Genomic DNA, 20,909 nt, shown 5'->3' on the forward strand with positions numbered 1-20,909 from the left:
GTTATACGGGTGTGTAGATTACTGCCAGTATTTTGGCAGCTTGTCCTTGATAAGCGTGTACGTGGTGAGGGACAATGGAATCGTAGTAGATGCTGTCGCCTTCCTCGAGCAGGTAAGTGTTTTTTCCGTAACAGATTTCCATGGTGCCTTGCATCACCATAATAAACTCTTCACCTTCGTGTGAGGAGAGGACGAACTCGTTGTCGTCTGTCGGAGCTACGTCGATGATAAATGGTTCCATGTGGCGGTCGGCTTTCGATTTGGACAGGGAGTGATATTCCATGTGCTTGCGACTTTGGATCGCATTGTTTGAGAAGCTGATGCTGTCGCTTGCTTCCGACTTGCGGCAGATGGCGGGTCCCATCTCGTCCTGATCGTCAAGGAAGGTGCCGAGGCGTACACCCAGCACGCGGGCTATTTTGATAAGCGGTGCCAGCGAGGGCAGGTCGATGTTGTTTTCGATTCGTTCAATCTGTTCGATGGCCAGGCCCGAGCGTTCTGCCAGCTCTTCGCGGCTGATGTTCTTGCTTTCGCGAAGCGATTTGATTTTCTCGCCTACAATCTTGCTTGTGTCCATGGTAAGTATGTTTTTCGTTCTAAGTGATAATAATTTCAATGTATAGTGTGTGCAAATGTAAAACAAACTTTGACTTTTTGCAATGATTTGTAGGGAAAATGTCCTTTGTTGACGTGTTTTTGTGTTGGCTGATTCCAGTTAGAATCGGTATCCAAGGCCAATGGATACCGAGTGCATCAGCTTGTGAGCGGGCAAAGACAGCTTCCGTCCTTCGATGGTGATGTTACGACTACCACCATAGAGGTCGAAATCCGAGCAGGTATAGCCGAGCGAGAAAATGAATCCTCCGTCTATCTCCAATGAGAGCGCCGTGCGCAGGTGGTAATAGACGGTGCGGGCTCCTTGATTTTGGATGTATTCGCGGCGGATGGTAGTCCACATGCCTGGCTTGTTGGGATAATAGTCGATGTTGAAACCACGGTTGGCGGGCAAGGGTAGAGTAAGACCAGGTGACAGGCTGAGGTAGAGTGCATAGTCCTTATCACGCCCCACCCACCATTTCGGCGTATTCAGTTGCAGGGCGGGCCGCAGGGCTAACAAGTAGCTGGGAGCATAATCGTTTGTATAGCTCCATCGGAGCTGTTTGTCCTGCGATGTTCCTGCAGGCGTATTGTCGTGGTAGGGACGGATGAACATCAGCCCCAGACTGGCTCCGACATAATCCAATGGCAGGAAGGCGACGGATGGTTCCACTTCCCAAGCGTCGTAATTGTTGAGAGCGCCTGCCAGCTCTACTTTCCAAAGCGAGCGTTTTCCCTTCTCTTGGGCAGGCAGAGCCATGCAGGCGCAGATGAAGAGTATGAAGAGTTTAGTTTTTTTCATGCATTTATTTTTTTCGGCGGCAAAGTTAGCGGGTATGGGGAGGGGATACAAGAAAGTGCGATGTACATCTGTTTTTAGTAAATTATTGTATATCAATAGAAAAGCAAAAACGGGTGATGTACATCGCACTTCAGAAGGTGGAAAAAGGATTACTCATCCGTATCCATCTTTCCATTGAAGGAGATGGATTGGCGTCGCGTGGGTTGGATGCGAATTTGTGTGGTACCGTCGGGATAGATGGTCAGATGGTACGTATAGGAATCTTCGTCGTTTGTGGTCGTAATTCGGATTTCCTTGCGCCCTTTCTTGCCTTCCTTCGTTTTGTAGGTCTGGATAAGGGCGTCGAAGTTCAGTCCTTTTCCGCCGCCATAAGGTGCACTGTAGGCTTCGCCTACGTAGGGCAGGTAAGAGAGGACGGAATCGCCATGTATGGTCAGCGAATAGTTGTCGATCAGGGCACGGCTCCGTCCGCGCATGGGTGTCATGTAATTTACTTCGATGCGGTAGCGACGGGCCTCGAGTGCCTCCTTGACGGTCTGTTCAGTGTGTGCCTTTTGTGCCTCTTTGTCCGTCTGCTGTGCCTGTATGGGAGCGGCAGATGCCAGTGTGCAGGCTAGGAAGGCGGTGTAAATTGATTTTTTCATATTCTTGCTCCTTTCTTGTTTAAGGTGGGTTTTACTACAAAAGTAACGTATATTTGTAGGAACTGTTTGTCCTTTTCGTTCTTCTTTTTTCTTTTTCGGTATAATTAACGGGTGGAAAAACATAGTTTCTTTTGATAGAAAGCATTGCTTTTCTTGTCTTAAAACATAGTTTTCTTCATTCGAAAACATTGCTTTCTTTGGGCAGGTCGTTGCCTTGTTTTCCAAGAGCAGAAAGAAGGCTTTTCGCTGGGGCATTTGCAAAAGCCCAAGAATATCCTTACATTTGTCGGAAACAACCGACTGACAACCATGCAACCAACATTTTCCATCCGTTTTTCTCCCTTGCAGGGATATACCGACGCTATCTACAGGCAGGCTCATGCACGTTTTTTTGGCGGCGTAGAGTGCTATTATTCGCCGTTTGTCAGAGTGGAACATGGTGAAATCAGGCGGAAAGACGTGCGCGATATCGAGCCTGAGAATAACGAAGGCTTTCGGTTGGTGCCCCAGCTCATCGCTCCCGATCTGGAGAAGGCGGAGCGGGTTCTCGAACTGTTTGTATCGAGAGGCTATCGCGAGGCAGACTTGAACTTGGGTTGCCCTTTCCCCTTGCTGGCTAAACGACATAACGGGGCGGGGATGTTGCCCTATCCCGAGGAGGTGGAAAACCTGCTGACTACGCTCTGTCAGAAGTTCCCCCAGATGCGTTTGTCTGTCAAGTTGCGATTGGGATGGGAGCAGGCGGATGAATGCCTGGCTCTGTTGCCTTTGCTCAACCGTTTGCCTTTGTCGGACCTTATCCTGCATCCGCGGCTTGGCAAGCAGCAGTATAAGGGAGAGGTGGATATGGAGGCTTTCAGTGCGTTTTACGAAGGGTGTGAGAAGCCGCTTTTCTATAACGGCGACCTGCTGACGATTGCTGATATTAGTCGTGTTCGCGAGCGTTTTCCCCGTTTGGCAGGTGTCGTTGTCGGGCGTGGCTTGCTGGCCAATCCGGCTTTGGGCTTGGAATATGCACGTGGCAGTGAACTTCCCGAGGCAGAGAAGCGTGAGAAAATCAGATTGATGCATTCCGATGTTTTTTGTCGCTATGCCGAGCTGTTGCAGGGAGGCGACCGTCAGTTGCTGATGAAGATGAAGAGCTTTTGGGAATATCTGTTGCCCGAAGGTGATCGCAAGGCACACAAAGCCATCCATAAGGCTTCCAGGCTTGATGCTTATCAGGCGGCGGTGAGTACTCTGTTGCGATTTTGATCGCTTTCTTTGGCGGTTGTTGTATTAAATGAATGTTAACCAAAATGCAATGTTGTAGCAAAAAGTTTTGTTTGTAACCTTTTATTGGTTACTTTCGTGGTGTTAATCTTTTATATTCAATTCCTAATTAATAGTGGCCTTATGAAATCTAATCCAGTATTTCCTCTTTTGTATTCCGCTTCTTTCCTGTCGATGGCATTGCCGCTTGTGGCGGCAGAGAAGTCGGGCAATGGTTCGGACCGTCCGAACATTATCTTCATTCTCTGTGACGACATGGGTTACGGTGACTTGGCCTGTTACGGACAGAAATATATCCAAACTCCCAATTTGGATCGTATGGCTGCCGAGGGCATGCTTTTTACGCAAGCTTATGCAGGGAGCCCTGTTAGTGCGCCGTCACGTGCCTCACTGATGACTGGCCAGCACTCAGGCCACGGGCATGTGCGTGGAAACAAAGAATATTGGACCAATGCGCCTTTGATGAAATACGGTGACAATGATGAATATACCGTTGTGGGGCAGGAACCCTACGATCCTGGTCACATTATTCTGCCTGAGATCATGAAGCAGAACGGTTATACCACCGGCATGTTCGGCAAGTGGGCGGGCGGCTACGAAGGTTCGTGCTCCACGCCCGACAAGCGTGGTATTGACGAATACTACGGTTTCATCTGCCAGTTCCAGGCCCATCTGTACTATCCGAACTTTCTGAACCGTTACAGCAAGTCGAAAGGCGATACGGCTACTATCCGCGTCACGATGGACGAAAACATCCAATATCCGATGTATGGCGACGACTACAAGAAACGTCCCCAATATTCAGCTGACATGATTCATCAGGAGGCTTTGGCCTGGCTCGACAAACAGGACGGCAAACAACCTTTTTATGGCTTCTTCACCTATACATTGCCTCATGCAGAACTGGCTCAGCCTAATGATTCGATTCTAAAGGCTTATAAGAAGAAGTTCTTCGTGGACAAGACGTGGGGCGGTAGCGAAGGTTCGCGTTATAATGCCGTGGTGCATACACATGCCGAATTTGCGGGTATGATTACTCGTCTGGACGCCTATGTGGGCGAGATTTTGGCCAAACTGAAGGAGAAGGGACTGGACGAGAATACACTGGTCATCTTCAGCAGCGACAACGGCCCTCACGAGGAAGGTGGTGCCGATCCTGAATTTTTCGGGCGCGACGGTAAGTTGCGCGGCTTGAAACGCCAGTGTTATGAAGGCGGCATCCGTATTCCCTTCATCGTACGCTGGCCGGGACATGTACCTGCCGGTATGGTAAATGATCACCAGCTGGCCTTTTACGACGTGATGCCTACGTTCTGCGAGCTGATAGGCGACAAGAAGTTCCCTAAAAAGTATCTGAACAAGAAGCTGGAAGGCGATTGCTTCGACGGTATCTCGTTCGCTCCGACGATGCTGGGGCAGGACGACAAGCAGCAGAAGCATGACTTCCTGTATTGGGAATTCCATGAAACAGACCAGATTGGTGTGCGTATGGGCGACTGGAAACTGGTTGTGAAGAAGGGAAAACCTCATCTCTACGACTTGGCTGCAGATATTCACGAAGATCATGACCTAGCTGCCCAACATCCCGATATTGTGGAGCAGATGGTAGGAATCATTCATCGCGAACATCGCCCGAGCGAGTTGTTCAAGGTAACATTGCCCTGATGGAAAGACAGATGATATAACGAAAGAAGGCTGCGCTCACGAACGCAGCCTTTTTTCATTATCCTCCTTTAGGATTGTGGTTCGAGCGTGATGCAGTCGATGTCCGGTGTCCAGGTGTAGGCGCTGCCCAGACGTATGGTGTTGCGCCCGGGTTCCAGTCGGACGGGTAGGCTGACGGTACAGATACCTTCGGAGCGGTTTTTCGCCAGCTTCTTAATGGGAGCGTAGACGTGTCCATTTACTTCTACCTCGATGAGGCGATCGTTCACTTCGCGTTTCCCCGCTTCGGGAGGCAGGTAGGCGATGGTCAGTGTGTAGCTGCCCCCTTTGTCGCTATGGACGTTGCTCCATTCCATGTAGTTGTCTTTGCTTCCGCCGATGTGGGTCACAATCATTCGTCCCGAAGCTCCTTCAAAGGATTGGGGACTGATGATGCGTTTCTGTTTGCCCAGGTCGTTGTAGAGAGGAAGGTAAGCCCATTCGGCTTCATAGCGGGTCGGTTCGAGGCGCTGTTCTGCTTTGAGGCGCAGAATTTTTACACTGTGCGGCGGTAAGGTGTACGACAGGTATTCTCGGATTGCTTTTTCGTCTTTTTGCTTCACGAGGTCGCGTACTTTCACTTTCCCGTTCAATTCAAGCAGGTCCAGCGGAACGTGGAAGGCACATGTGCTGTCCGACGGATTGTAAAGGGCGGCGGCACGCATATTGCCGCGCAGCTGTTCGATGTCTTTCACCAGTACGTATCCTTCGCCCTCGTGTTGCACTACATAGGCCTGAAGGCCCAGCGGATCTTGGTTGAGTGCTATCAGTTCCTTGTTTTTCAGTAGTTTCAGGGAGGAATCGGGAATGGTCGTCAGGTCACACCCGATGAGTAGCGGAGAGCTCATGAGGCACCACATCCCGAAGTGTACCTCCTCTTCCGTTTGTGTAAGGCCTCGGCCTATTTCCAGCATATCCATGTCGTTGTAGTGTCCGTTTCTGGCATAAGCAAAGAGGTAGAGGTTTTTCCGGATGATGGACTTCACGGAACTCCAGTGGGGGGATATGTCGCCGCTGATGCGCCACGAACGGGCCAGGCCGCGTGCCCAGGTGCCGGGAAAGGCCCATCGGCAGATGTTGACCGAGATGTCACGTGGACACACTTCTCGAATGGCTTTGCTGATGGCTGTATAACGTTCACGTTCATCCAAATCGAGTTGCTGTCCGGCACCGCAATAGTCTATCTTGATAAAGTCGAAACCCCATTGGTTGAAGTAAAGGTCGGCATCCTGCTTCTCATGGCCGTACAGGCCGACGCCTATCCCATTGGGATCGGCATCCCAAAGCGAACCGCAGGTGTTGGCTCCGGCATCGGAGTAGATACCGGCTTTCAGTCCGAGGCGGTGAATGTGGTCGGCTACACACTTGACGCCGTTTGGGAAACGTTTGGGGTGGGTTTGCAGTATCCCCTTTTCGTTGCGGTATCCGAAGAAGCCGTCGTCGATGTTGATGTACCGATAGCCGACATCTTTCAGTCCGAGCGATACCATGGCTTCGGCTTGCCGTTTGATGAGGCTTTCGTTGATGTTGATGCGGTAAGTGTTCCACGAACTCCAACCCATGATTGGTGGTTCGACGGGTTGGATGGTTTGTGCATCGGCACTGATGGCCGACAGAAGGAAAATAGAAAGAGCGTAGAGTGCTGAAAATGTTTGTTTCATGGCATACAGATGTTGGATGATGAGGCAAATATAGCTATTTCCCTTGGATAGTTTCTGCTGTATGCAAACAATTCCAGGAAATAACGGAATATGGGGTGACCCGTTATTTCCTGGAATTGTTATTTCCTAAGAATACGTTATTGTTTCAAGTTCGGGTTTAATATTGCATCTTCATAGGGGTAGGGCGAATACATACGGCTGTCGTCCCACGTACCACTGACCGCTACGGCTTCTTTTCGGAAGATACCCGGTGCAACCTCGATTTCGGGATTTTCCTTGCGGAATTCGAAATGTTCCTTGTAGCGGTACATGCGGAACATGTCGCGGGCGCGGCTGGCCAGTCCGGCCCAATAATATCCGGCTATTTCCCATCCATGTTCATTGTATCCGGCTTCGGCCAATTGTTCGGGTGTCATGGAGGTTGAATAGATATTGGAAGCTTCTCCGTCGGCGCGGTTACGTACACGGTTCAGCATCTCCACTGCCTTGGCGGTTACTTTTCCCGAACGTCCTATTGCTTCGGCATACCAGCAATATACTTGCGATAGGCGGATGATTTGCACGGTTTTTTCACCGTTTGCTGAAAGAGGTGTCGGGTCGGTGTAGTCAAATTTCATACCTCTTGCCGAGCTTTCGGCTGTTTTCATAAAGACAGGAGCCACCACTTCACGTGAAGGAGGATCAGTGTCGTACCACCAGTCGTGCAGTTCCCCGTCGGCCAACATTATTTTGGGGAAATAAGTGGCATCTTTACGCGGCCCTTCGGGGAATTCTTTCCAGAACTTGATTTCGCCATTGGTGTCGCCCCATCCGCCTTGCTTCATGTCAAGCAGGAAGTCAGTCAGTGGAATCATTTGGGCGGTACGGTCACGGTTATAATATACACCGAGCAGCACTTCGGGATTGTTTTCGTTGTAGGCCATTGAATAGACTTGGCTGTACTGGTCCAGCAGTTTGTAGTAATAGGTCCCGTTTTCGGCTCCGTCTATCACTTCCTCAGCTTTTTGGGCGGCTAGGTCGTAGTATTCCGTTCCTTTGTTGAGCGGCCAGCCGGCCATACACATATATATATAGGCCATGGTGGCTTTGACGGCTCCTTGGCTGACGGCAATGTTGATCCCATTGCGGGCGTAGGGTTCGCTACTATACATGGCAGGGCATCCTTCTTCGGCAATTTTCAGATCCGAAAGGATAAGTTCGTACACCTCTTCTATTGATTTCAGGGGAGCGTTGTAGTCTATTTCCTCTTCCAGCATGACAGGTACTTTACCCCAAGTAGTTACCAGATAGAAGTAGGAGTAGGCCCGCCAGTAATGAGCTTGTGCAAGTGCCTGCTTGATGTCCTCGGCACTGACGTCGGGCGTACGTTCGGCATTGTTGATGATGAAGTTGGCGGCCTTGATGACCTTGTGTCGCTGTTCCCACATGCTTACCAGCCACGAGTTGTTGTCGCTGACGCTGTATTGGTCATGCTCGCGCAGAGGCTGCTTGTTACTGGCGGGATGGGTGGAGATGTCGTCACCGGCCAAGAAATTGGTGCCGCAGTAGTTGTTTTGTCCCTGTGAAGTGGCTACGACGGAATAGAGAGCGTTGAGCGATGCGTCCAAGTCTTCCTTACTACTGAAGAAACCTTCGGTCGTCAATTGTCCGTAAGGTTTTTCGGTCAGGAAATCCTCGCAGGCCGAGAGGCTGAGAGCTACTGTGGCTGCCAGGAGTATGTTTTTGATATACAGATGAGTTTTCATGTTCTTATTCTTTTAGTGAGTGGTTAGAATCTGAGTTTCACGGCAAAGGTGAATGTTCGTGGTATGGGATAGGCACCGTAGTCCAGTCCGTCGTAGCTTGAATATACTTCGGGATCCATACCCTTGTACTTGGTGATGGTCAACAAGTCTTGTGCACTGACCGTCAATTGTATGCCGGCGAATTTGGCCACTTTACGCGGAATGTTGTAGGACAGACTGATATTCTTCAGTTTGATGAACGAAGCGTCTTCCAGCCAGAAGTCGGAATTGGCATAACTCTTGTTATCGGTATTGCTGATGCTGGGATAGAGGGCTTCGGATTTGTCGGTAACGTAGTCCCATCCTTTGAAATAGGCATCGCGCAGAGTGATAAAACGTGACACACCGCTCATGGAGGCCGTCGTGAAACGGCTTATGTTCAGACGGTTATATCCGGTAGCTGCATTGAAGAACAAGTTCAGTGTCCAGTTCTTCCACGTGATGGTGTTGTTCCATCCCAGTGTCCATTTGGGGCTGGCCTGTCCCTTGATGACAAGGTCGTCTGAGGTGGGAGAGGTGGTCAGTGTACCATCGGCTTTCTGGTAGAGGTTGGCGCCGTTTTCATCAAAGCCTTTCCATTGATATACATAGAACGAGCCTAACGGATAGCCGGGTTTCATAATCTGCATGGCACCGCCCAGATCGCTGTAGTTGGCACTGAGTACAAAGTCGTTGCCGGCCAGGTCTATGACTTCATTCTTTACATAGGCGGCGTTGAAACTGGTTTCCCATACGACGGTACTTTTCACCGGGAAAGTACTCAATGAGAATTCGACACCGGTATTGTTCAGCTTACCCTGGTTCACCCAGTAGGTACCACCGCCGTTGTATCGGGGGACTTGCTTTTGGAAGAGCAGATCGACCGTACGCTTCTTGAACCAGTCCACCGTGAGGTCCACGCCGAAAAGACTCAAGTCGAGACCTACGTCATACTGATAAGTTTTTTCCCATGTAAGGTCGGGAGTCGCAAATTGATTTCCCCAGTAACCTGTGTATCCGGTTGTGGTTCCCCAGCCATAGGTGGTACTTGAAAGCATACCCAAGGTACTGTAGGCAGAAATGGCTTCGTTACCAGTGACACCGTAGCTGGCACGCAGTTTCAGTTGTTTCAGGATATGTTGGTTTTCCATGAATTTTTCTTGGGCGATATCCCATGCCACTGCAGCCGAGGGGAACCAACCCCATCGGTGGTTCTTTTGGAATTTCGACGAACCGTCGGCACGAAGGGAGGCGGTCAGAAAGTAGCGCTTTTTATAGTCGTAGCCCAGTCGGAAGATACCCGATGCCAGGGAAGATTCGACGTATGAATTGCTTTCGGTACGTACAGCGGCATTGCCGATGTTCCAGTAGCCTACGCTTTCGTTATTCAGGTTCGAACCTCCGGCACTGAGGCCCGTGTCGGTGCTGTGGCTGATTTCCCATACGGCAGTGGCCGACAGGGTATGATCACCGAATTCTCCTTGGTAGCTCAGGTTGTTGGTGTTCTGCCAGTAGCGGTGCAGGCTGCTGCTGTTGTTCATGCTGTTGATGGCACCCGGAGCTACCAGCTTGGAACTGAACGAATAGGAAGGACTATGGTCGTAGTCGTATCCGCCTTGTACGGAGAATGTCAGTCCCTTGGCAATCTTGAAGAGCAGTGTCAGGTTGGCGTTGACGTTATAGCTGTAAGAGTCGCTGTAGTTTTCCATTGCCACGCCATACGGGTTGTTACCGGTTCCGATATTGTAGGGGTCGTTGTTATAAATACCAGTCTCAGGATCGCGCAGCTCCATGGTAGGTGAGAAATTCAGTACGTGGAACCAGCTTGGTGCTCCGTTCTCTTGATGAATAATGGCCGTATTCAAGCGGGTTGAGATGGATAGCCAGGGGCGCAGGTCTGCGTTGATATTGGCACGGAAACCATAGCGCTTGTATTTGGAGTTGATGGTGACTGCCTCCTGGTCGAGTACATTACCCGAAAGGAGGTATTTTACCTTTTCCGTACCTCCCGAGATTCCTATACTATAATCTTGGGTCAGGGCCGTACGGGTCATGAGGTCCACCCAATTGATTCCTTTCGTTCCGTTCTTATAGGCCTCCAGATCGGCGGCCGAGATGGTTTGTGATCCTCGGATGTCATTCAGGGCCAGTGCGTATTCGTAAGGGCTAAGCAGGTCGTAGTCTTTTCTGACGGCTGCCAGTCCAATTTGAGCGTCAAAGGTCACCTTGGCCCGTCCTTCCTGTCCGTTACGGGTTGTTACGAGGATGACACCGTTGGCTCCTCGCGAACCGTAGATGGCGGTGGAGGATGCATCTTTCAATACTTCCATAGACTGAATGTCTTGTGGGTTCAGTCCGTCAAGGCCGCTCGATGAGATGATACCGTCGATGACGTAAAGCGGATCACTGCTTTTGTTGATAGAGGTGGTGCCTCGGATGCGTACCTTTGCACCGGCACCGGGCATACCGCTGCTGTTTGTCACTTCTACACCGGCCGTTCTTCCTTGTAGAATCTGGGATACACTTTTTACCGGTTGGGTTTCAAAGCTTCGGGAACCTACAGTCGATACCGATCCGGTCAGGTCGCTTTTCTTTACGGTGCCATAGCCCACTACTACCACTTCTTCCAACATTTGGTTGTCTTCCTTCAGGATAATGTTGTAGGTGGAATTTCGTTGTCCGACTCTGGTCTCTTGGGTGTTATATCCCAGGTAGGCGATGACCAGAATGGTACGTGGAGTCACTTCCAGTGCGAATTTACCGTTGATGTCGGTTGTCACGCCGATGTCCGGATGTCCTTTGACACTCACTGTGGCACCGATGATGGGGATACCTTGTTCATCGGTTACGGTTCCTTCGATTTTCTTTTTCACACCGTCTGGTGGAGTGTTCTCGTCTGGTGGAGTTTGTACTGTGTATTCATCCGCTTGTGAAGATGCGGCTCTCTGTGCGGGCAGATGAAGGGGAAGTGATGAAATCACAACAATTACTGCTGCCCATCTGATTTTTTTGATTATTTGGTTTTTCATATATGTTGTTGATATGGTTGAATATAGGGGTAACAACAAATCATGTACCAAATAATGCTTGTGTTTTCTAATTCGTTGATATATAGATTGATATGGTAATGCTAAAACTTGGCTTTTATAATAGATATTGTAGAAAACGGTGATTTTGATGTGGAAATATTCCACACTCATGAAAACAGATCAGGCACGAACTGCATATATGCGTTCGTGCCTGAGAAATAGAGAATGGATCGCTATTTTATTTCACTTCCCAAGTATCATTGGTCATCAACAGCTCCTCGAAGTTGTGATAGTTCTTCTTGGCGCTCACTTCCTCGATTTGGGCATGTACGGCCTCGTCATAGGTCGGTTCGTCCACATCGCGGATGACACCGAGGGCGATGGGGAAGTCCGCTCCTTCCATCAGAGCGAGTTTCAGCTGCAGGGTGTTGTCCATGCAGTGGGCGTCGTGCACCAGAATGTCTTTCTCGGTGATTCCGTTTTCGCCAAGCTTCACCACTTTCAGGCCGAAGCCTTCCTGCATCAAGCCATATTCGCGGTTTTCACCGAAAATCATCGGCTTGCCGTGTTCCAGATAGATGGCGTTCTTGGCGCGTCCTTCCTTGTTGTAAACAGAGTCGTGCGTACCGTTGTTGAAGATGACGCAGTTCTGGAGGATTTCGCAGACGGCGGCACCTTTATGGTTGTAGGCTGCTTTCAGGATTTCTACCGTGCCGGCAGCATCGGTGGCAACGGCGCGTGCGAAGAAACGTCCGCGTGCGCCGAAGCACAGCTCGGCGGGATGGAAAGGATCCTCTACGGTACCGTAGGGCGATGACTTGCTGACAAAGCCGCGGGGCGACGTCGGCGAGTATTGTCCTTTGGTCAGACCGTAGATGCGGTTGTTCAGCAGAATCATGTTCAGGTCGATGTTGCGGCGTACGGCGTGGATGAAGTGATTGCCACCGATGGCCAGTCCGTCACCATCGCCTGAAATCTGCCAAACGGCCAGATTGGGATTAGTGACTTTGGCGCCGGTCGAGATAGCGGCCGCACGGCCGTGGATAGTCTGCATGGCATACGTATTCATATAATACGGCAGACGGCTGGAACATCCGATACCCGAGATGACGGCCGTTTCCCACGGAGCCTTGCCTATTTCGGCCATGGCCTTGTGCAGGGAGGCCAGGAAGAAGTGGTCGCCGCAGCCCGGACACCAGCGGGGTTGTCCTTTCTTGAAGTCTTTAGCTGTATATTCGTTCATAATAGTGTCCTCCTCGATTTTATTGGTTAATGATTTCGTTGAATGCCTTTACCAGTTCGGCTACGACGAAGGGTTGTCCTTTCACTTCGTTGAATTGGTAAGGAGTGAAATTGTTTACCTTCATACGCAGATAGGCGGCAAACTGTCCCAGGTTCTGTTCGGCTACCACTACTTTTTTGTAGCGTTTCAGTACCTCTTCTGTGTTCTTGGGCAGCGGGTTCAGGAAGCTGAAGTGCGCCAAGGCTACCTTTTTGCCGGCTTTGATCATTTCGTCCATAGCCGAATAGAGGTGTCCGTATGTACCGCCGAAACCTACGATAAGCAGGTCGGCATCGTCGGCACAACCTTGTACCTGAACGTCGGGCACGGGAATCTTGGCTACCTTCTCGGCGCGCAGGTGACACATCAGGTTATGGTTCTCCGGGTCGGTGGAGATGGCACCCGTATTACTGTCTTTTTCCAGACCACCCAGGATGTGCGTGTAGCCTTCTTGACCGGGGATAGCCCAATAGCGGACACCGGTTTCGGGATTGCGGCGGTAGGGTGTATAGTTGTCTTTCATGTCGGCGGGCGCATAAGGCGGGTTGATGGCCGGGTACTCGGCTAGCTTGGGCAACTTCCAGGCACCCGAGCCGTTGGCTACGTAACCGTCGGTCAGCAACACGACAGGTGTCATGTGCTCCAGGGCAATCTTGCAGGCCATATAGGCGGCGTCGAAACAGTTGGTAGGCGATGTGGCTGCGATAACTGGCATGGGGCTTTCACCGTTACGACCGAAGAGGGCTTGTAGCAGGTCGGTCTGTTCCGACTTGGTAGGCAGACCTGTGGAAGGACCGCCGCGCTGTACGTCGAGCACCACGAGCGGCAGCTCGGTGATGACAGCTAGGTTCATGGCTTCGGACTTCAGACATACACCGGGGCCTGAGGTGGAGGTTACGGCCAGTGCGCCGGCAAACGAGGCTCCAATGGCGGTGGCGCAGCCTGAAATTTCGTCTTCACACTGCACGGTCATTACGCCCAGTGACTTGTGCTTGGACAATTCGTGCAGCACATCCGTGGCTGGAGTAATGGGGTAGGAGCCGAGGAACAGTTTCAGTCCGGCTTTCTCGGCAGCGGCGATGAAGCCGTATGCTGTAGCCTTGTTGCCGGTGATGTCCATGTACCGTCCGGGTACCTTCACCTTGCTTTCGATGCGGCAAGTGGCATGTGCGATGGAGGCATGCGTGTTGTGTCCGTAGTCCCATCCGGCATGGATAACCTTGATATTAGCTTCGGCCACTTCGGGCTTTTTGCCGAACTTCTCGCGGATGAAGTCTTCGGCTATCTTGAGGTCACGGTCGAAAAGCCAGCATACTAGGCCGACGGCGAACATGTTACGGCATTTCAGGATGGATTTGTTGTCCATGCCCGTTGAGGCCAGGCAGTCTTTCACCATCGTAGTGATAGAGGCGGCAATAACTTCTTGCTTGATACCCATCTCTTCGATAGGGTTTTCGGTCTGGAAGGCTGCTTTTTCAAGATCGGACTTCTGAAAAGCGTCGGTATCGATGATAATTGTACCGTTGGGTTTAACGAATTTATATTGTGTCTTCAGTGCGGCTGCGTTCATGGCCACCAGCACGTCACACTGGTCACCTGGCGTATATACCTTCTGTGCACCGATATGCACTTGAAAGCCTGAGACACCCGTTAGTGAACCTTGCGGTGCTCGAATATCTGCCGGATAGTCGGGAAAAGTACTGATGTCGTTTCCTACCGTAGCCGAAACTGTTGAAAAGATGTTGCCGGCGAGCTGCATTCCGTCGCCGGAGTCGCCGGAGAAGCGTACTACCACTTCGTCCAGGTCTTTGACCATCATGTCGTTTGCCATAACTTAGGATTTTCTTAGGTTAATTTTATGGATATGCGTTCAACGCAGTTCGCAAATGTCGGAAAGTTAATCGGATTAACAAAACTTTTTTCGGAAAATCGGCAGAAAGTATTATCTTTGTGGCCTATTCCTGCACACAGATGCAGGATTTTCATTTAAAGGCCTTGTAGTTCAACGGATAGAATAGAAGTTTCCTAAACTTTAGATAGGGGTTCGATTCCCCTCGGGGCTACGAAAGCAGAAGGAGATTCTAAAATTTAATTCTTTAGAGCCTTCTTCTGCTTTCTTTTTTAGGTCATCAAGGAATAAACTTGTTCCTTTAACAAGTTGTTGTCATACTATTCTCCTAAGTAATAAGAAGGTACGGGTGCTTGTGGATATCCCATGGAGCGTTGGCAAATATAGCTTCGATAGATAGGATCTTGCATGAGACATGTTCTTCTGTCTTTTGCAGGGATATTGGTCGAATAGATTCTGATTTCTCCAGGGAGAGACGTTACAATTTCCTCGCGCCAATCGCCGTATAAGTCACCTATCATTAAAATACTTCCTTCTATGTTATGGGTTAATGTCTCCCCCTTCCATTTGATTATATTGGATTGATTTTTGTGTTGACCGGATATGAAAGTTTCTCTTATCTTATCTGCATCCCACCATGCCCAGTTACGGCATCCTGGAATCTCTCCATTGACTTGAATATAGGTTCCATTTGCACTTAATAAATATTTGTCATTGCTTCCACCTTTGCGATCTTCGCTGGCAAAACATTCTAATCCGGGCATCGAGGAAGTTATATCTGCGACCATCCCATCGCCTACGTGAAAGGTCTTTCTGTTTATGTTCCAGATAGATTTACCGGTTTTAGCATCTACCATGCATACCCCTCTTCCATTGGTTTGCCATGGCTCTAAGCATAAAAAACTTCTAAGCCTGGTCTTGTAGGGTCTATATCTGTCAGATAGGCTTTATCGGGATGTCCTAGTCCAGTTGACCAAAGTAGAGTTCCATTATCATCAAGCATACAGGAACCAAGTAGAATTTCATCTTTTAAATCTCCATCAACATCTCCGCATACAATGCTGTGTGCCCCATGCTTCGAACAATCGGGTTTTCTTCATCTCCATCCCATCTCCATTGTCTCTTTAATTTTTTCCCATCCCATTGCCAAGCATCTACTACCATTAGTTTATATGTTCCGCGACAAGCTAAAATAGAAGGAGTCTTTCCGTCCAAAAAGGCCATAGCCATTTGGTTTCTGTTTTGTCTGACCAGATTGCCGTAACGTTCATTGCGTTCTGGCCAATTTACTCTGGCTAATTCTTTGCCTGTCATACCATCCCAAATACTTAAATATTCTTCACCAGAATCAACTCTTCCTTCGGCATTGCGTGCAGCATTTTGGGGTGCGGTTTTAATGGCAATTTCTGCTTTTCCGTCGCCGTTGAAGTCATAAGCTATGAAAGGAGAGTACCAGATACCGGGTTCAATGCCTAAACCTAAATCTTTACTCCATAGTTTCGTTCCGTCACTCAGGTAGGCTTCAATTTGATAGGTAGTTCCGTTTTTGTCTCCTGGCATTCCAGGGTCAATATTACTGTCTGGGGTTCGTATGATGTAGTCGAACGTTCCGTCTCCGTTCAGATCTGCTACAGCTACTTTCCCTGCTTTAATATTAGGATTAATTTTTATAGATTTGTAGTTCGTTAGTTCGCTGAATTTTATACTGATTTGCGAACCTTCCAGTATGTTTTTGTTATCAATCTTTTTTATAGATCTTACTTCATAATGGACCTTTTCAGTAGATGGATGAAGATCGATAAAGTCGCATGTGTTTGATAGAGGATTTTGAGTCAGGCGAATACGTTCCCCTTCTGTGTCTTTGTATACATGAAATTGTACATCATCTCCATCGCTTTCTAACAATCTCCAGCTCAAATATACTCCTTTACTATCAATTGTAGGAATGGCTGTAAGTCCTCGATTTAAATTCTCTTTGACTCTTTCTTTTGCAAATCCTACTACATATGGCTTTTCCTGATGATTCGGTGAGAGAATCTCATAATAATAGGTTCGTTCACGCAAATCCTGTGCATGCATGACATTGAGATTAGCCATTGCAACCGTTCCTAAAAGAATCAATATACCTTTTCTGTTCATATTTATTTGTTTTATTAAATTGTGATTTATTCTTCGTTTTCTGGATTTTAGAATAGTACTAATCTCTCACCAGTGTTACCGACATTAGTCCGATAATAACTTCGTTAGCTATCGTTTTCAGGTAAAGCCGATCTAATTCTTTATCAGAATCAAGTGGTAGGTCCAGTAGAGTAGCCATTCCTCCTTCGATATAGATGGGATTGTTAGACATCTGTTTTTTAAGCTTTCCGGCATGGTAGGTATCTATCTCACCTGTTTTCAGACGTATTCTGTATGGTCGTGGAGCATTACTGTAGAATGCTGCGTTATCAATAAATATGTCCTGATCCAGTGGAAGTAGATTTTCAGGAAGTACCAGTTCCAATACGTCTTCTGTGCCATCTTTATATCGGACGGTTATGGTTCCGTTCAGACAATGGGATTGCATGTGATAAGTGGAAGCGGCTACCAATAGATAAGCCTTTGATGCTTTGCCATGCAATGCGATAGACAGTGAATCCGGATAATTGTCCCATAAGGTGGTGAAGGCTATGTTCTTTTTACCTTCAGTGGCAGAAGTCCTGAATGGAATTCCTTGAGGCATTATGAATATGCCATTTTTTACTTTTGAACGTAACCCCGTATCTTCTATTGGAGACAGGTCATTCGGGTGGCACCATTGTCCCATTCCTTGAGTTGGTACGCACAAAGTTGTATAGGGCCATCGTGGAGATTTATATTTCCCGTATGCGAATATATTATTGACTTCATCGTTAAAATATGCGTCCATACTTACTGTATCATATAAGGTTGATGCTGGATTCTGTAGATTCCAGTTTATAGCTTTCAGTGTATAGGTTTTGTCCGGAGTACTTACTGTAATTCGGTTTGTACCCATGGAAGCGATGGGCGTCTGACAGGTAAATGTCTGTTTACCACCGGCCGGGATGTTTACATTTTCTACGTTAGTCGTGTTGTTTATTTGAATATTTCCTTTGATTGCCTTTCCTGTATGGTTCACCAGCATGAATTTTAGAGAGTCGGAATCTGGGTTATTTATAATTTCCAGCGGTTGTAAGATATGTATATGAACTGGGATCCACCACGATAAGTCGTTTTTCCTACATTTTACAAAAAGTGTGCGATGGCCTTCTACTCCATTCGCTGTTCCTTGCAATTTGTTTTCGGATAGAGTTGCTTCTGTGAGAATATGTTGTGGGTCATACAGTTTCACTGCATTTTCAAGCCTGATATCCAAATGGTTACCTGAGGCTACTTCTGTCTGGATTTCTTGAGACGATTTATCACGTTTCCCTATCCAAGCAATTTCAATGTCATAGTTTTCTTTCACCCCTGCTTCTATAGCAATACGAGGAATCCCAATGCTTGGTTCCAATATTTGGTATCCAGTCTGTTTTCCATTAATCTTAATGTAGTCTACCTCGTTTCCACGTACTTCTACTTCCAGTATAAGATTTCCCTCAGTCTGTAATGTGGGCGTAAACTTATAGAAATCTTTGTACCCTTCGCGTTTGAAATCGTATTTCATGTTCAGGGTCCCTAATGAAGCGTGGTTCCATTCTTGGGGGAATCCGGGGCGAATAACCAATCTTTTGTTCATGAGATCAGGAAGAATGCCGAACATTCCTTGGACAACAGCTCTGACACCCACAGCGACCGGATCTGCAAAATCTCTGTACATTTCTCCTCGTGCTGCGTCATAGTGTGATATTTGTGTGATGTTTCCAGGTCCCGATCCTAAATACATGGCATCCAAGATAGCTCCTTTGAACATTTTGAAAGCTTCCTCTGCACGTCCTGCCTGCCAGAAGCTATAAGCTGTGTGTACGATTTCACCAAAAGCTACATTATTGATGGACCACATATAAGGTTGCCAATTGGTAGTACTTATCACGTAGTTGTTCGTGTCTTTAAGCCCGTTGGCTACGACTGGGATATGTGGAATGTAGTTGTCTACGTATCGTGTGGCCTGGTAAGCTTTGAAAGCATCATGTATGTCTGAATCAATGGAATGGTAGACAGTCCATACGGCAGCGTTCTCATGCAGCATCTGGTTTCCCATGTTGTCCTTGAATTCGGCCCACCAGCCTTTTTCGGGAATCCATAGTGTCTTGTTAATGGCTTTTAGAATCTCTTCTGCTTCTTTTTTATAGGGAGTCGGATCTTCACCTAATTTTTCAGCAATCTCGGCTGCCATTTTATTGGCTCTGTAATTGTATGCAGAAGAATGTGTTACTTCCCCACCATTATATTGGAGAGCATCTGAAGCCCAAATACAGCAGTAAGCGTCATAAAGATGATCGTTATCCGGATCAAAGGTCTGCTTTTCCCATTGTAAATGTCGTTTAATGACAGGGAAAATTTTACGTGCATAGTTTAGATCGCCTGTCCAGTTTAAATGCCATAATAGTTCATCTATATACACTAGGTTCATATCATAATGATGCATTGCATCTGTGCGGTTGGGATTCCGGCAGATGTAACCGTTACTGTACATGGGTGTTCCCCATTTTTTTAACGAACGTGCTCCATGGAGTTCGTCGTCCTGTAAATGCGGCAGACTGACCGGAATATTGGTGATTTGAGCTGCAGCATAACCGTCGAAGTGCATACGGGCGCGGTCGTGCATCCCTATTAGGTCTCCCAAATAGGCAGCTCTCCATCCAGTGAGTGGCATTCGCCATCCGATAGCTCCATGCAGGTAGCTTGGTGCTTCCCAAACAGCATCCTCTGCGCCGGCAAAGATTCCTCCTAATGTATTGATGTAAGGGTCTGGCGTATTTATTTTCATTCTTCCCACAATCTTTTCGCGAAAGTCTTGTGCCAACTTGAAATCTGTTGCAAGGTCAATCTTTCCTTTTATAGTCCGAGGATTTACCCATTCCATGTATTTGCATTCTTTTCCGATTGGGAGTGTTGCTATTGCTACTGGCTGCTCTGTGGCTTCAGATTCCAATAATTCGGTCAGGTTGTCAATGGCTCCTCCGTCTGCCAGCCTGAATCTAACCTCTTCTGAGAATATGCCTTGTACTTGTTCGGCATCTTGAGTGATTTCTTTTGTTACTTTTAAGTCTTTCAGAGCTTCTTTATTTTCATAAGCTTCATCTTGCGACATGATTTGTTTTCCCTTTCCGTAGAAATTCGTGATTCGGCATCCTTCTATCTGGAATGAGTTTCCCTTGCAATTTTCTGGTTTAATATAAAAGCAATCTTTGGGATCTGCACCCAAATCTCCTTCTCGGGAAAAACGTTTGTTACTGGCACCACCATAAATGGCGATCAGTTTCACTCCTTTTGGTAAATTGTCTCCTTGGATGGATGCAATCATCCCATCTGCATCGCTGAGGGCTAACATATCGATCACGATAGTTCCTTTTTGCAGATACTGTTTATCTTGTATGATGTAGCGACGCTCTCCAGACCTGAACCGTGATTCAATACTACTCAGATCTTTCATCCATACCGTTGTGTCAGCAGTTTGTAGTGCCATATATATGCTACCGCCTAGTCGGGGCATGTAAAGACCTATTTCAGGATAATCGCTGGTTTCGAAACGGAATCCTGTATTAGTTCCGTAAATAGCACGCGTAAATCGTTTGTCACCATTCTTTCCGACGAAGTATTCTCCTTCGGGTTTGTATCGGAGTTGACGTTCTTGACCGTGCCAAAATGCTAGTGTTTCATTTGGCTGTTCTGTTGTACAAGAACTGTAAAGTATTAGCCCTGCCAATAATGGTAAGATCCCTTTTTTACAGATATTGATTTTCATGGTATCGAAAATGTGTTAGTGAAAGTATTGATTGCTTTGCGAAGATAGTACTTTCGTTCTGTTTGAGGAATGAATTATAGCAGGTGAATTTGTACGATTAAACTGAGAATGGTACACATATATGGATAATTGTACGGATGCCAGAAAAATGTTAAGTCAATAGAAGTGTAAAATACATTTTGTGTGTTTTAATTTTGCAGAATTTTGACTGACGAATACAAAGTTTATGTGTGATGATTAGTTATTGTTCTGAAGAGTAAAATATGAGGCGTTGTAATTGGAGATGATGATTATTATTCTAACTTTAATTTTTTATAAAAAACTTACTCAGGAGTACGTGAAGACATAAACCTGAGTAAGCATATAAAACTATAAATTAATGTGATGAATATATAGAG

11 protein-coding genes, 1 tRNA gene and 1 pseudogene are annotated in these 20,909 nt (G+C 47.7%); 3 read left to right on the forward strand and 10 right to left on the reverse strand.

Annotation, left to right across the window (positions count from 1 at the left end; translation table 11 throughout):
- Position 1: 1 nt before the first annotated feature.
- From HF894_RS11130 to HF894_RS11140, 3 genes are all read right to left on the reverse strand, one after another.
- Positions 2-577, reverse strand: a complete 576-nt coding sequence (locus HF894_RS11130; protein WP_021847350.1) for a helix-turn-helix domain-containing protein — start codon at positions 575-577, stop codon at positions 2-4.
- 138 nt (positions 578-715) lie between these two features.
- Positions 716-1,399 carry a hypothetical protein gene (locus HF894_RS11135; protein ID WP_204972392.1) on the reverse strand — a complete coding sequence of 228 codons (684 nt, stop codon included), beginning with the start codon at positions 1,397-1,399 and terminating at the stop codon, positions 716-718.
- 149 nt (positions 1,400-1,548) lie between these two features.
- Positions 1,549-2,043 carry a DUF4251 domain-containing protein gene (locus tag HF894_RS11140; protein WP_204972394.1) on the reverse strand — a complete coding sequence of 165 codons (495 nt, stop codon included), beginning with the start codon at positions 2,041-2,043 and terminating at the stop codon, positions 1,549-1,551.
- Between the two features lie 309 nt (positions 2,044-2,352).
- Here HF894_RS11140 and HF894_RS11145 point away from each other — a divergent pair, with 309 nt between their 5' ends.
- Positions 2,353-3,297 (forward strand): tRNA-dihydrouridine synthase family protein, encoded by a 945-nt coding sequence (locus HF894_RS11145; protein ID WP_204972396.1) that lies wholly within the window; start codon positions 2,353-2,355, stop codon positions 3,295-3,297.
- Between the two features lie 192 nt (positions 3,298-3,489).
- Complete coding sequence (locus tag HF894_RS11150; protein WP_394369846.1) at positions 3,490-4,980, forward strand: arylsulfatase; 1,491 nt, start codon at positions 3,490-3,492, stop codon at positions 4,978-4,980.
- Between the two features lie 68 nt (positions 4,981-5,048).
- Here the strand turns inward: HF894_RS11150 and HF894_RS11155 are convergent, their stop codons facing one another.
- The 5 genes from HF894_RS11155 to HF894_RS11175 form a co-directional block, all read right to left on the reverse strand.
- Positions 5,049-6,680 carry an alpha-galactosidase D gene (locus tag HF894_RS11155; RefSeq protein WP_204972400.1) on the reverse strand — a complete coding sequence of 544 codons (1,632 nt, stop codon included), beginning with the start codon at positions 6,678-6,680 and terminating at the stop codon, positions 5,049-5,051.
- A 137-nt stretch (positions 6,681-6,817) separates the two neighbouring features.
- Complete coding sequence (locus HF894_RS11160) at positions 6,818-8,425, reverse strand: RagB/SusD family nutrient uptake outer membrane protein (RefSeq protein WP_204972402.1); 1,608 nt, start codon at positions 8,423-8,425, stop codon at positions 6,818-6,820.
- Positions 8,426-8,448: 23 nt separating this feature from the next.
- The gene (locus HF894_RS11165) at positions 8,449-11,472 is read right to left on the reverse strand and encodes a SusC/RagA family TonB-linked outer membrane protein (RefSeq protein ID WP_021847343.1); all 3,024 of its coding nucleotides are present in this window, start codon (positions 11,470-11,472) and stop codon (positions 8,449-8,451) included.
- A 238-nt stretch (positions 11,473-11,710) separates the two neighbouring features.
- A complete protein-coding gene (locus HF894_RS11170) occupies positions 11,711-12,715 on the reverse strand; it encodes a 2-oxoacid:ferredoxin oxidoreductase subunit beta (protein WP_204972404.1) in 1,005 nt (334 codons plus the stop codon).
- A gap of 19 nt (positions 12,716-12,734) precedes the next feature.
- Positions 12,735-14,585, reverse strand: a complete 1,851-nt coding sequence (locus HF894_RS11175) for a 2-oxoacid:acceptor oxidoreductase subunit alpha (RefSeq protein ID WP_204972406.1) — start codon at positions 14,583-14,585, stop codon at positions 12,735-12,737.
- Positions 14,586-14,745: 160 nt separating this feature from the next.
- On the opposite strand from HF894_RS11175, the gene HF894_RS11180 reads away from it, so the two are divergent.
- A tRNA-Arg gene (locus tag HF894_RS11180) sits at positions 14,746-14,817 on the forward strand.
- 106 nt (positions 14,818-14,923) lie between these two features.
- Here HF894_RS11180 and HF894_RS11185 read toward each other — a convergent pair.
- Together HF894_RS11185 and HF894_RS11190 are read right to left on the reverse strand one after the other, a co-directional pair.
- Positions 14,924-16,742, reverse strand: a pseudogene (locus tag HF894_RS11185) (rhamnogalacturonan lyase family protein).
- A gap of 58 nt (positions 16,743-16,800) precedes the next feature.
- Positions 16,801-20,511: a DUF4450 domain-containing protein gene (locus HF894_RS11190; RefSeq protein WP_246593224.1), complete on the reverse strand. Its 3,711-nt coding sequence runs from the start codon at positions 20,509-20,511 to the stop codon at positions 16,801-16,803.
- Between the last annotated feature and the right edge of the window lie 398 nt (positions 20,512-20,909).

It is taken from the genome of Caecibacteroides pullorum (genome assembly GCF_019239235.1).
Classification (GTDB): domain Bacteria; phylum Bacteroidota; class Bacteroidia; order Bacteroidales; family Bacteroidaceae; genus Bacteroides; species Bacteroides pullorum.